Origin of the sequence: Pelodictyon luteolum DSM 273 (assembly GCF_000012485.1) — a bacterium.
In the GTDB taxonomy this organism is placed as follows: Bacteria; Bacteroidota; Chlorobiia; order Chlorobiales; family Chlorobiaceae; genus Chlorobium; species Chlorobium luteolum.
On record NC_007512.1, the window covers coordinates 1,475,674 to 1,489,378 of the forward strand.

At 58.3% G+C, this 13,705-nt stretch carries 10 protein-coding genes and 1 CRISPR repeat array (1 of these 11 cut by a window edge); of the genes, 8 read left to right on the forward strand and 2 right to left on the reverse strand.

Annotated features, from left to right (window positions below):
* Positions 1 to 125: a CRISPR direct-repeat array (repeat unit 32 nt; unit sequence GTCGCGCCCCACGCGGGCGCGTGGATTGAAAC) (it extends 2,478 nt beyond the left edge of the window).
* A 1,018-nt stretch (positions 126 to 1,143) separates the two neighbouring features.
* Positions 1,144 to 1,890, reverse strand: a complete 747-nt coding sequence (locus PLUT_RS06755; RefSeq protein ID WP_011358037.1) for a slipin family protein — start codon at positions 1,888 to 1,890, stop codon at positions 1,144 to 1,146.
* 46 nt (positions 1,891 to 1,936) lie between these two features.
* The gene (locus PLUT_RS06760) at positions 1,937 to 3,289 is read right to left on the reverse strand and encodes an NfeD family protein (protein WP_238974565.1); all 1,353 of its coding nucleotides are present in this window, start codon (positions 3,287 to 3,289) and stop codon (positions 1,937 to 1,939) included.
* Positions 3,290 to 3,507: 218 nt separating this feature from the next.
* Between PLUT_RS06760 and PLUT_RS06765 the strand changes: the two genes are divergently transcribed.
* The 8 genes from PLUT_RS06765 (at position 3,508) to PLUT_RS06800 (ending at position 13,628) form a co-directional block, all read left to right on the forward strand.
* A complete protein-coding gene (locus PLUT_RS06765) occupies positions 3,508 to 4,200 on the forward strand; it encodes a zinc metallopeptidase (protein WP_041464129.1) in 693 nt (230 codons plus the stop codon).
* Between the two features lie 39 nt (positions 4,201 to 4,239).
* Positions 4,240 to 5,733 carry an amino acid permease gene (locus PLUT_RS06770; RefSeq protein WP_011358040.1) on the forward strand — a complete coding sequence of 498 codons (1,494 nt, stop codon included), beginning with the start codon at positions 4,240 to 4,242 and terminating at the stop codon, positions 5,731 to 5,733.
* Positions 5,730 to 6,440, forward strand: coding sequence for an SDR family oxidoreductase (locus PLUT_RS06775; RefSeq protein ID WP_011358041.1), 711 nt, complete (start codon positions 5,730 to 5,732; stop codon positions 6,438 to 6,440). Before PLUT_RS06770 ends, PLUT_RS06775 begins: the two co-directional genes overlap by 4 nt.
* Before the next feature lie 48 nt (positions 6,441 to 6,488).
* Positions 6,489 to 7,133: a dTMP kinase gene (gene tmk / locus PLUT_RS06780; RefSeq protein WP_011358042.1), complete on the forward strand. Its 645-nt coding sequence runs from the start codon at positions 6,489 to 6,491 to the stop codon at positions 7,131 to 7,133.
* A 139-nt stretch (positions 7,134 to 7,272) separates the two neighbouring features.
* Positions 7,273 to 8,535, forward strand: coding sequence for a hypothetical protein (locus PLUT_RS06785; protein ID WP_011358043.1), 1,263 nt, complete (start codon positions 7,273 to 7,275; stop codon positions 8,533 to 8,535).
* Positions 8,536 to 8,575: 40 nt separating this feature from the next.
* Entirely contained in the window at positions 8,576 to 11,737 is a 3,162-nt protein-coding gene (locus PLUT_RS06790; protein WP_011358044.1) for a beta-phosphoglucomutase family hydrolase, read from the forward strand.
* Positions 11,738 to 11,851: 114 nt separating this feature from the next.
* The gene (gene queA / locus PLUT_RS06795) at positions 11,852 to 12,892 is read left to right on the forward strand and encodes a tRNA preQ1(34) S-adenosylmethionine ribosyltransferase-isomerase QueA (protein WP_011358045.1); all 1,041 of its coding nucleotides are present in this window, start codon (positions 11,852 to 11,854) and stop codon (positions 12,890 to 12,892) included.
* A gap of 13 nt (positions 12,893 to 12,905) precedes the next feature.
* Positions 12,906 to 13,628, forward strand: coding sequence for an IspD/TarI family cytidylyltransferase (locus PLUT_RS06800; protein WP_011358046.1), 723 nt, complete (start codon positions 12,906 to 12,908; stop codon positions 13,626 to 13,628).
* Positions 13,629 to 13,705 lie beyond the last annotated feature (77 nt).

Here is a 13,705-nt window from a genome sequence, read left to right on the forward strand (position 1 = left end):
TCCCTGCTACTCTTCGCAAGCGGTTCGAGTCGCGCCCCACGCGGGCGCGTGGATTGAAACGCCTATCTGGGACGACGGGTCCCAGCTTTTCGGGTCGCGCCCCACGCGGGCGCGTGGATCTGGGAACTTGAGGTACTGTTCGTTCGCGATGGCGGTCTTCTTCCCCACACGCGGGGGGGGGGTCCATCAGCAAGGGAATCAAACCGCGGAATTAACCAGGGATTATAGTACATCGTCATCGACATAGGGCCAGACGCCCCACTCGACAAAGTTACCGAAGGCATTAATCTGAGCTTTGAACGCTACAAGGCAATACAACGCATCATCATCCTGATGGGCGACAAAGCCCCCGAGATCCAAAAAAAGCTGACTATGAGACGGGAAAGATGCTCGTAGAGCTGCAGAGAAGACTGAAATAAAAAAAGCGATATAAAGAAGACCGGAGCCTTTCTTCCCGGTGGGCCGGCATTACCCGCCCCCCCCTCATCGCACTACAAATATACGCACGAATCGCTAAAATATAACCCGCCATGATCGAGCCAATTATCCACATCGAGGTCGCCGGGATCCAAGAACTCAAAAGCCTGCTCGCCCGCATAACCAGCCCTCGCACAGCAAGTAACCAAAGACAGCGACGCACTCCACGGCATCGGCACCATCCTCTACAAAAGCGCCATCACCACCATCAACCAAGGCGGCCGGCCACTCTACAAACCACTCGCCCAAAGCACCATCAACAAACGATGGGCCAAAGAGCAAACGCGCACCCCCGGCAGTCTTCCCCACAGGCGTGGGGGTGTTGTGATACCCTCAATCGCACAATATCTGGTAATATTATTCCAAAATAGAACGCACAATACATTCTATCAGCTCGCCGTGTTCAACAATGAGCTTCGGATGATTGATAACAGGCAAGATCTGGATTATGAACAGTTTCGCGCTTTTCGCTTCGTTCAGCTATACCGATGTATGTTCCCCGTGCTCGTAAAAACTTGACAGGAAGACTGACTTCACAGATAAGAGTGTTTGCGCGATAGCAGAATCAGAAAAGCCGGGGGAAATCACTTATGGGGAAACTCACCCTGCCGGTTATGATTCCGTACCCTCTAGTGGACGGAATCATAACCGGCGGCCTCCGCTCCGTCAGGACTTGTTCAGGAAGACAGAGAAGAGATCGATCGGGATCGGGAAAACGGTCGTCGAGTTGTTCTCCTGGGCGATGTCCTTCAGGGTCTGCAGGTAGCGCAGCTGCAGGGCCGAAGGAGCAGAGGAGATGACCATGGCAGCGTCAGCCAGACGCTGGGCGGCCTGGAACTCACCCTCGGCGTTGATGATCTTCGAACGGCGCTCACGCTCCGCCTCGGCCTGCTTGGCCATGGCGCGACGCATCTCTTCGGGAAGGTCAATCTCCTTCACCTCCACCTTGCTCACCTTCACACCCCAGGGCTCGGTGTCCTTGTCGAGAATGGACTGGATCCGGGTATTGATTTCATCGCGCTCGGCCAGGAGATTATCAAGCTCTCCCTGTCCACAGACACTCCGGAGGGTGGTCTGGGCAAGCTGCGAGGTCGCGAAATGGAAATCCTCGACATCGATAATGGCCTTTACCGGGTCGAGCACCCTGAAGTAGACCACCGCACTTACCTTCACCGACACGTTGTCGCGGGTGATGATGTCCTGCGGGGGGACATCGAGTGTGACGGTGCGGAGGTCCACCCGCACCATCTTGTCGATGCCCGGGATGAGGATGATGAGCCCCGGACCTTTGGGACCGAGCAGCCTGCCGAGGCGGAACACGACGGCCCGTTCGTATTCGCGCATGATCTTGATCGAAGAGGCCAGAAAGGCCGCAACGAGGATCAGTATGGTGAGAAAATTGAAAGTAAGCATAGTGTGCATCCTTTATGGTTATTGTTGATATGGTTGTCTGTTCCTGTTATTGCCTGTTCACCTGCAGCTGCATCCCCTTCATCCCCTCCACCCTTACCCCGCCCCCCTTCTCAACGGCGGAAGCCGACACCGCGTCCCAAAGCTCTCCGTGCACGAATACCTTTCCGGGGACTCCCGGGGCCAGCGGCTCGAGTGCCTCGCCTGTTTCACCGACCAGACCCTCGCCTCCCGACAGTTTTCTCCCGCGTGCCGAACGGACGATGAGGCGCAGGATCAACACGACTGCCAGAGAGAATGCTATGAACACAGGAAGGAATACCTGCAGCGACAGGGTGAGGCCGCTCGAGGGGAAATCGAACAGCATGAGGGATCCTGCAAAGAGCGACACAAGCCCTGCAACGGCAAGCACGCCTCCGCTCGTCACGAAAACCTCCATAGCCAGAAAAAGTACGGCAAGCATGAGAAGGAGGATGCCGGTGATGCTGGCAGAAAGCAGCTGCAGCGAATAGAGGCCGAGCAGAAGCGCTACGGCACCCGCAGTGCCTGGAAAAATGGCTCCGGGGCTGGCGAATTCGAAATACAGGCCGAGAAGCCCGGCAAGGAAAAGAATGTAGGCGATGTCCGGATGAGCAACGGCCATCAGCACGGATTCGGAGAATGACGGCGGTTTCATGACCAGCCTGGCGCCTGCAGTCGAGAGGGTCTGGATTCCTGCAGCGGTTTTTAGCTGACGGCCGTCTGTGCGCCGGAGCAGCTCTTTGGGCGTATCGGCAATGATGTCGATCACCCCTTCCTGCAGGGCTTCGGAGGCACTTGAGGCAAGGCTTTCACGAACCGCACGCTCCGCCCACTCAGGATTGCGGCCGCGCTCGAGGGCAAGGCTTCTGGCAAATGCGGCAAGATCATTGACCGCTTTCGTGCCGGCGGCACTTTCCCCCTGCCCGGGGATTCCGGGAGTGACTGGATGTGCGGCACCGGTTTCCGTACCGGGCGACATGGCAGCCACATGGGCTGAAAGCAGGAGAAGGGCTCCTGCCGAAGCCGCCTCGGCTCCTGAAGGCGATACATAGACGATGACGGGAACCGGGGATGCCATGACGGCCTTGACCATGGTGCGTAGAGAACTCACCAGGCCGCCGGGAGTATCAAGTTCAACGAGCACAGCCCCCGACCCCTCCAGAGAAGCCTCATCGAGCACCCGGCTGAAGTAGCGGGCACTGCCGGGGTTGACCGGCCCCCTGAGCACCATCCCGGTGACAAGCCGCTCCACCGGGACCGATTCTGCGGCATGAAGGGACTGGAAAAAGAGTAACATCACCACCATCACCAGGGCGACGCCGAAGCCGGGTATTCTGAATGGAAGAGCGCGCATCTCCATCGACAGGTGAATGGTTCTCAAATGTGAAGAATTTGTAAAGGATTAAGGAATATGGCAGGTAAAGCGTTCCCCTGCAAGCCCCGCGCACCCGATTCCCCAAAGGGGCGGTTACGCTTTACATTACAGAAACTTATCTGTATGTTTATCTGTTATGTATTTTTGACTGCCTGCCGGGCAAGACCCCATGCAATACGCTTACGATGGCGGTATGCATCCCATGAACATCATCAATGACCACCATGTTTTATTTTGATCCGCTCTATTTTGTTTTCGCACTTCCCCCGATGCTGCTCGGCCTGTGGGCCCAGTTCCGGGTCAAATCAACTTTCAAAAAATATGCACTGGTACGCACCGGCTCGGGCATAAACGGTGCCGAGGCTGCGCGGCGCATTCTGGAGCGCGGCGGCATCGCAACGGTGAGTGTAGAGGCTACACGCGGCATGCTTTCGGACCATTACGACCCCCGCCACAAGGCGCTCCGCCTGAGTGAAGATGTCTATAGCCAGGCAAGCATCGCCGCCGTCGGTGTGGCGGCCCATGAGGCAGGCCACGCATTGCAGGATAAAACCCGATACTTCCCGCTGCAGATCCGCTCCCTCATGGTGCCGGCCGTCTCCATCGGCAGCAATGTCGGCCCGCTTCTCTTCATGGCAGGGATATTCCTTGCCGGAACCATCGGCACAACGCTTGCCTGGGCGGGCATCATCCTGTTCGGCTCGACGGCGCTCTTCGCACTGGTGACACTGCCGGTGGAGATTGATGCAAGCCGCAGGGCCAAAGCGCTGCTGGTATCGCAGGGCATCGTCTCACCCGCAGAAATGCAGGGTGTCAATGCGGTGCTCAACGCCGCAGCATTGACCTATGTGGCGGCAGCCGCACAGGCCGTCATGCAGCTGGTCTATTTCCTTTCCATCATGAACCGCCGCGACTGAGCGCCCCGCCGCACGGTCCGCACAACCCCTTCTGTTCGAGTGAAGCAAAGTTTCAGGAAAAAACCGCTTGCCCTCCTCCTTGAAGAGATGCAGGGCGAACACCGCCTCCACAGGGTGCTCGGGCCGGTGGCACTCACCAGTCTCGGCGTCGGGGCCATCATCGGCACCGGCATCTTCGTACTCATCGGCATCGCCGCACACGACAAGGCGGGACCTGCCGTCACCCTTTCCTTCGCCCTTGCCGGCTTCGCCTGCATCTTCGCAGCCCTCTGCTATGCCGAGTTCGCCTCGATGGCGCCCGTGGCCGGCTCAGCCTACACGTACGCCTATGCCACCCTCGGCGAGCTCTTCGCATGGATCATCGGCTGGGACCTCATCCTTGAATACGGTGTCGCATCGGCAACGGTAGCGCATGGATGGTCGCACTATTTCCAGGACTTCATCAGCATCTTCGGTCTGTCGATACCGGCGGTGTTCAGCCGCCCTCCGCTTGACTTCGACCCGGCAACAGGCATGATGACCCCCACCGGCGCACTGTTTGACCTTCCTGCAGTCCTCGTGGCGCTCGCCATGACGGTGGTGCTGGTCAAGGGCATCAAGGAGAGCGCAGGCTTCAACTCCGTGATGGTGATCCTTAAAGTGGCCGTCGTGCTGCTTGTGATCGTGCTCGGGGCGATGCACATCAACCCCGCCAACTGGCAGCCCTTCGCCCCGTTCGGATACTCCGGACTGAGCCTGTTCGGCCATACCGTGCTCGGCCCTGCCGGCTCGGGCGGCGCGCCGGTCGGCGTGCTCGCAGGAGCGGCAATGATCTTCTTCGCCTACATCGGATTCGACTCTGTATCGATCCATGCCGAGGAGGCCATCAACCCGCAGCGCGACATCCCGATCGGCCTCATCACCTCGCTCATCATCTGCACCGTCCTCTACATCGCCGTTGCCACCGTCATCACCGGCATGGTTCCCTACGACCAGCTCAACATTGACGCTCCGGTATCAAACGCCTTCAAGCAGGTCGGCCTTGAATGGGCCCAGTTCATCGTATCGCTCGGCGCCATAACCGGCATCACCTCCGTGCTGCTCGTCATGATGCTCAGCCAGCCGCGCATCTTTCTTGCAATGGCGCGCGACGGCCTGCTTCCTGTCAAATTCTTCGGCGCCATCCACGAGAAGTTCAGGACCCCCTGGAAATCGACCATCCTCACCGGTATCTTCGTCGCCGTGCTCGGAGGCCTTCTCCCTCTCCGCCTTCTGGCAGAACTTGTCAACATCGGAACGCTGTTCGCGTTCGTCGTCGTCTGCAGCGCCGTGCTCATCATGCGCCGCACCAACCCCGATGCCGTGCGCCCCTTCAGGGCCCCCCTCGTGCCGTTTGTGCCGATTGCCGGCATCCTCACCTGCCTCGTACTCATGTTCTCGCTCCCGGCTGAAAACTGGCTCCGCCTCATCGTCTGGCTCGCAATCGGTTTTCTGATCTACTACTTCTACGGCCGCCGCCACAGCGTGCTCCGCAAAATAAACAGCGCCCGATGACAGAGAGGACAACAGGAAAAACAATCCTCATCACAGGGGCCTCGACCGGCATCGGTCAGGCCACTGCCCTTCTTCTTGCCGAAGGGGGCTGGAATGTAGCGCTCGCCGCCCGATCCCGCGATAAGCTTCTGTCGCTCACGAGCCAGATAGGAACAAAGCGGGCGCTTGCCATTCCGACCGATGTGGCCGACTGGCAGTCGCAGGAGACGATGGTCCGGAAAACACTTGAGCGGTTCGGTACCATCGACGCGGTGTTCGCCAATGCGGGGTTCTCCAAAGGCTCAAGCTTCCTCGGCGGTCCCGACCAGCCGGACGAATGGCGCCAGATGGTGCTGGTCAATGTGTACGGCGCAGCGGCCACCGCACGACTCACGCTGCCGGAACTCGTCAAGAGCCGGGGACACTTCCTCATCACCGGCTCCGTTGTCGGTCGCGTCACATCCATCCGAAACCTCTATTCGGCAACGAAGTGGGCCGTCACCGGCATGGCGCAGGCGATACGCAACGAAATGGCCGGCACCGGCGTCCGCGTCACCCTGGTGCAGCCTGGAGTGGTCGATACCCCGTTCTGGGAGAGCATCCCAAAGCCCGGCACGCCGGAACTCCAGCCGGAAGACATTGCCCGCGCAGTCCAGTACGCCCTCCTGCAGCCGGCGCATGTCGACGTCAATGAAATCATCATCAGGCCGACGGGCCAGCCGCACTGAATCGTTCCGGACAGCAGCCGGGCCAACACACCAGACCCTTTTTCATCCATGCTCATCACCTTTGAGGGAATAGACGGCGCAGGCAAGTCGACACAGATCCAGAAACTCGCCGCATACCTGAAACAGGAGGGCCGCGAGGTTCTCACCCTGCGGGAACCGGGGGGAACGGAAGTCGCCGAAAAGATACGTCACATCCTCCTCGAAAGCCGCCACGACATCACCCCCGTCGGAGAGCTGCTGCTCTTTTCGGCAAGCCGCGCCGAGCTGGTATCGGAAGTGGTCCGGCCCGCTTTGGCCGAAGGCAAAACCGTCATCCTCGACCGCTTCTTCGACTCCACCACCGCCTATCAGGGTTACGGCCGCGGCCTCGACCTCAACATGCTCCGGACCCTCATCGCCATCTCTACCGGCGCACTCACTCCCGACATCACCTTCTACCTCGACATCCTTCCCGAGGAGGCGCTGATCAGGAAGTTCTCCGAAAAGTCCCTCCCGCTGGCATTTGAAAACGAAGAGCTCGACCGCATGGAGCGCTCGGGCCTCGAGTTCTACCGGAATGTCCGCCAGGGATACCTCGACATCATAGAAGCCGAACCCGGACGGTTCAAAAGCATCAACGCACGCCACGGGGTGCAGGAAATACACGCAATCATCGTCAAAACCTTGAACGAACGCTTTAAGGAGCAATCCTGACAACCGCTCCGGAGCGAGACCAGCGAGGAAGGATTGCCGTTCTGTTAATTCTGAAGAATCCTGCCGCTTTTGGCGGGATTTTCCGTAAATTGCCGGTCGTAATGCCCATCCTTCACCTTTTCCTATACTTTGGTTATCAATGCACGAAAGCATCCTGAAAGAGCGCCAGCTGACCACATGCACCACCCCCATCACGCTGCAGGACATCAGGACCCTGAAGGAACTTTACACCCTCAAGGCAGAAACCAAGGAACTTCGTGAGCCGATCGTCAGGAACATCATCAAGCAGCGTGTCGTCGGACGCGCCTGCATCGAGTCCCTGAAAAACGCCCTCTACTCGCTTGAAACCATCTACATCGACGACAACACCGGGCACCGTCTGCTCCGGCTCGACGGGATGAAGCAGATCGAGGTCGACCTTACCTATGAAATCCGGGAACTGCAGAAGGACATCTACTACCTCGAATACGGCGAAGACAAGTTCATCGACTACCTCGCCAAGTTCATGCCCGAGTTCCGCGCCTATGTGAACAAGGGCGTGAACCTGCTAAAGGGCAAGCAATTCAACGCGTTCATCACCGACCGCGACGGCACAACCAACAACTACTGCGGCCGGTACCGCTCCTCCATCCAGCCGATCTACAACTCGGTGTTCCTTTCGCGGTTCGCCAAGAACTGCTGCACCCATCCGATCATCATCACCTCGGCACCCCTCAAGGACTTCGGCATCCTGAACGTCTCCATAAACCCGAGCCACACGTTCGTCTACGCGGGCTCGAAAGGCCGGGAGTTCATCAATCTTGACGGCGAGTTCAACAGCTTCCCGATTGAAGAGGACAAGCAGAAACTCATCCACCGCCTCAACGATCACCTGCGGGTAATGCTGCAGGACCCCGATTTTGAAAAGTTCAACTTCATCGGCTCGGCCCTCCAGATCAAGTTCGGCCAGACCACCGTGGCGCGACAGGACATCAGCAGCTCGATTCGCGATGACGAATCCTCGGCGTTCCTGGAAAAGGTGAAAAGCATCGTGCGCGAAATCGACCCCGAGGAGAAGAACTTCCGCATCGAAGACACCGGGCTCGACATTGAAATCATCCTGACCATCGATGTCGACTGCAACGATGCCGTCATCAAGGATTTCGACAAGGGCGACGGCCTCTCCTTCATCAGCAGGGAACTTTCCCTCAGTAGCGCAAGCGGCCCCATCCTCGTCTGCGGCGACACTCCGTCCGACATCCCGATGCTGAAAACCGCGATGGAGATGTTTGACGATGTCTGGACCATCTTCGTCACCCGCGACCATGAGCTGAAAAAAGAGGTTCAGGAAATATGCCCGAAAAGCATCACGGTACCCTATCCGGACATACTCCTGACCATCCTCGGCCTCCTGTCGCTCTGATATTTTTTTCCGCATCACCAAAATCATACTACTACACGGCATGAGCACTCTCTTCAAAGGCGCGATATTCGATCTGGACGGGGTCATCACAGGAACGGCGAAAGTACACAGCCTGGCCTGGGAATCAATGTTCAACACCTTCCTCCAGCAGTACGCGGAAGACAACAACGAACCGTTCGTTCCCTTCGACCCGCTCCACGACTACCACCGGTACGTGGATGGAAAACCGCGCATGGAAGGAGTGAAAAGTTTCCTTGAGTCCCGTGACATCGAGCTTCCCTTCGGCGAACTCGACGACATCCCCGAGAAAGAGACCGTCTGCGGGCTCGGCAACCGAAAGAACATCGTCTTCACCGAGATCCTCCAAAGAGAGGGCCCGGAGGTCTACACCACCTCGGTCGAGCTCATCGAAACCCTCATCAAGAACGGCATCCGCATCGGCATTGCCAGCTCGAGCCGCAACTGCCAGCTTATCCTCAAACTGGCCAACCTCGAACACCTCTTTGAAACCCGCGTCGACGGTGAAGTCTCCATAGAAATGGGCCTGAAAGGAAAGCCGAACCCCGACATCTTCGTCACCGCAGCGGCCAACCTCGGCCTGCTCCCCCACGAATGCGTGGTGGTCGAAGACGCGATTTCAGGCGTACAGGCCGGCTCGCGCGGAAACTTCGGCATGGTACTCGGCATCGCCCGTGACATTGAAGGCTCGAAACTCCGCGAACAGGGCGCTGACATCGTTGTCCGTGACCTCGGAGAGATCACCATTGATGGGATCCGCGACTGGTTCCGGGAAGGGCTCCGCCATGAAGGCTGGAACTTGACCTACACCGAGTTCTCCCCGAAAGAGGAAAAGCTCCGCGAAACCCTTACCGCCATCGGCAACGGCTACCTCGGCGTACGCGGCGCCTGGGAAGGCTCGAAAACCTCCGAATCCCACTACCCCGGCACCTATATTGCAGGCATCTTCAACCGCCTGCCCTCCAAGGTCCACGGCCAGACGGTCTTCAACAACGACTTCGTCAATGCCCCGAACTGGCTCCCGGTCGAGTTCCGCATCGGCGGCGGCGAGTTCATCGACCCAGCCCTGCAGACGATCCTCAGCTACCATCAGAACCTCGACTTCCAGAATGCCGTGATGGAACGCGAAGTCGTCATTCAGGACAACCTCGGCAGGATATCGCGTATCAGCAGCCGCCGGTTCGCCAGCATGGACAACCCCCATATCGTGGCACTCCGCTTCACCCTCCGTCCCGTCAACTACAGTGCTACGGTCGAGTTCCGGACGGCAATCGACGGCACTGTGGAGAACAAGGGTGTCGCCCGCTACAACGAACTGGCAACCGACCATCTTGAAGAGGTTGCCTCCACCTGTACCGATGGTGTAATGCTGCTTCATGTGCAGACGAGCGTTTCGAAGTACGACATCGTCACCGCAGCCAGAACCCGGGTGCTCTCGCACGGCAAGGAACAGGAAGTCCTGCGCACAACGATCAGGGAAAATCGTTTTGTCGGCGAGTGCTTCAGCCTCGAACTCGCCCCCGACAAAAGCGGCACCATTGAAAAAACCGTCGCCATCCACACATCCCTCGATGCCGATCAGCCGCAGGGACCGGTGGAGGCCGCTTCGGCCACCCTCAGCGGAACAGGCTCGTTCGACGACCTCTTTCTTGCCCACAGGGAGGCCTGGCAGGCAATCTGGGAGCGTGCCGACATGGTGGTCGAAGGAGACCGGTTCAGCCAGAAAGTGCTCCGCCTGCATATCTACCACATGATGGGCACCGCTTCACCCCACAATCCGTCAATCGACGCCGGCATGCCGGCACGCGGACTGAACGGCGAATCATACCGCGGACACATCTTCTGGGACGAGATCTTCATACTCCCCTTCTTCAACAGCCACTTCCCGGAGATCTCCAAAGCGCTGCTCATGTACCGCTACCGCAGGCTTTCTGCTGCGAAGGAGTACGCTCGCGAAAACGGATACAGTGGAGCGATGTTCCCCTGGCAGACCGCCGACGACGGGCAGGAAGACACGCAGATCCTCCACTTCAACCCCGCCAGCGGGACCTGGGGCCCCGACCTCAGCCGCAAACAGCGCCACGTCTCCATTGCGGTGTTCTACAACACCTGGCGCTATGTGCATGACAGCGGCGACACGGCGTTCCTCAACGCCGAGGGTGCGGAGCTCATGTTCGAGATCGCCCGGTTCTGGGCATCCATCGCCCACTCTTCAGCCGAAACCGGCAAGTACCACATCGAAGACGTCATGGGTCCCGACGAGTTCCATGAAGCGCTTCCGGGCAGCGGCCGCGAAGGGTTGAAAGACAACGCCTACACCAACATCATGACGGCCTGGCTGATGGAAAAAGCCGTAGAGGCCAGCGAACAGATCGACAGTCAGGCCCTCAGCGCCCTGATGGAGAAAACCGGCCTCGGGTTCGACGAAATCGAGCTCTGGCGCACCATCAGCAGCAACATGACGATCCCCGTCGACCGGGACGGCATCATCGAACAGTTCGAAGGGTACATGGGACTCAGGGAACTTGACTGGGCGCACTACCGCCAGAAGTACCCGAACATCCACCGCATGGACCGCATCCTCAAGGCGGAAGGCGACAGCCCGGACAACTACAAGGTCGCAAAGCAGCCCGACGTGCTCATGACCTTCTATACCCTGCCTCCCTCCGAAGTGGCCCGTCTGATCGAGAAGAACGGCTATGGTAAAATCGATCCCGAAGTCCTCGTCCGCGAGAACTACGCATACTATGAACCCAGAACCAGCCACGGCTCGACACTCAGCAAGGTGGTCCACTGCATCATCTCCAGTTACCTTGAAGAGGGTCGTGATACCGCATGGAACTGGTTCATGGAAGCCCTGAAAAGCGACATCCGCGACACCCAGGGTGGCACCACCCAGGAGGGCATCCACTGCGGGGTCATGGCCGGCACGCTCGACACCGTGACCCGGTTCTTCGCCGGCATCTCCTTTGAGGGTGACCGCCTAAGCGTGCACCCCAACCTTCCGCCGCAGTGGAAAACCCTTGCGCTGAAGGTCGTTTTCCGCGGAAACCTCTACGCCATCGAAATCGAAGACCAGAAAGTCAGCGTGACTCTTCTTGAGTCCCCGGCCGACGAAGCAGAGGCCTCTATCAACGGTCAGGATGTGGTACTCAAAAAAGCAGTTCTTCACACTGCCGGCTGAACACGCCCGTCAGGAACCAGGGGGCGGCAAGCTATGCCGCCCCGGTTTTGTATTATTGGCGTTTAACCGTATTATGATTTTTTTCTTTTACTGCAGCTTCACCGCTTAGAGCTTATGCGCCTATCAAATTTCAGGTACACCCTTCCGAAGACCAAGATCGCCGATCATCCCGCCGACCCGAGGGACTCATGCAAGATGATGGTCCTGAACCGCCGCAAAAAGGACATCGAGCACAAGGTCTTCGAAGACATCGCATCCTACTTCAAGAAGGGCGACCTTCTCATCCTCAACAACAGCAGGGTGTTTCCCGCCAAGATCTTCGGGCAGAAGGAAAAGACCGATGCCAAGATCGAGGTTTTTCTGCTCCGGGTCCTCAATCGTGAAGCAGGCCTCTGGGACGTACTCGTCGACCCAGCCCGCAAGGTCCGCGTCGGCAACAAGATCTACTTCGACGAGGACGTCGTGGCTGAAGTGGTAGACAACACCACCTCACGCGGACGCACCATCCGGTTCCTCAATCCTGAAATAGATGTGTTCAGCCTGGTCGACAGGATCGGCAACGTCCCCCTGCCGCCCTATTTCACCCGGAAATCCAAAGACTCCGACAAAGAGAACTACCAGACCGTCTATGCCAACCAGACCGGTTCGGTCGTAGCCCCGATGGCCGGCCTGCACTTCACGATGCCGCTGCTCCAGAAGATCCAGAAAATCGGCGTGAAGGTCCTGCCGATTACCCTGCACCCGAGCTTGAGCACGTTCAACGCGATTGAAGTCGAAGATGTCTCGAAGCACAAGATGGATTCGGAATATTTCAATATTCCCTACCAGACGGCCATGGAGATCAATGAGACGAAAATGAAGAAAAGCGGACGGGTGATCGCCGTCGGTACAACCACGTGCAGGGTCCTCGAAGCCAATGCCACCGTCGACGGCAAGATCAAGTTCGGCCAGGGATGGACCGACAAGTTCATCTACCCGCCTTACCAGTTCAAGGTGACCGATGCGCTCGTCACCAACTTCCAGCAGCCCGAAACGACCCTCCTGATGGTAGTCAGCGCATTTGCAGAACACCGCCTTCTCATGGACGCCTACAAGGTGGCCCTGAAGAACGACTACAAGTTCCTGGCTTACGGGGACGCCATGTTCATCCATTAAGTACCCGTAGAGAGTGAACGCCATCGCCATCATTGCCGCCAGCGGCATAGGGAAACGGATGCAGCTGCCCGGCGGCAGGAGCAAGCAGCTGCTTGAAATCGGAGGGTTCCCGGTCATCCACCACACCCTCAAAGCCTTCGAGGATGCCTCGCAGGTCACGGAGGTTTACATCGCCACGAAAGCCGACAACATCGACCTGCTCCAGGACATGGCCCGCAGTGCCGGGTTCAGGAAGGTCCGCCACGTGATTGAAGGAGGCAAGGAGCGCCAGGACTCCGTATGGAACTGCATCCGCATGATCAGTGACGGACACTCTGGCGCAGGCGAACTGCCCGATGCCATCCTGGTCCATGACGGGGCACGCCCCTTCATCCGCCCCGAAGAAATCGACGACATCGTCCGTCTCTCGGTAGAATCGGGCGCATGCGTTCCCGGAAACCGCCCGAAGGATACCATCAAGTACATCGGCAGCGACCCCTCCTGCTTCGGAGCCACCCTTGAGCGTTCGCGCCTCATGCAGGTGCAGACCCCCCAGGGATTCCGTGCCGGCATGCTCATCGATGCGCACCATAGGGCGGCAGAAGAGGGATGGTACGCAACCGATGACGCAGCGCTGGTCGAACGCTATTTCCCCGACTATCCGGTCAGGATCTACGAAACAGGCTACCACAACATCAAGATCACCACACCCGAAGACATACCGGTAGCCGAAGCGATTTACCAAGCTCTCCTGTAATAGCCCTGAAACCGGCTGCCGGAGCCCAGAAAAACCAGAGATTCAGTTTGTTTATTGTGAGGGCTGTCGTATATTAT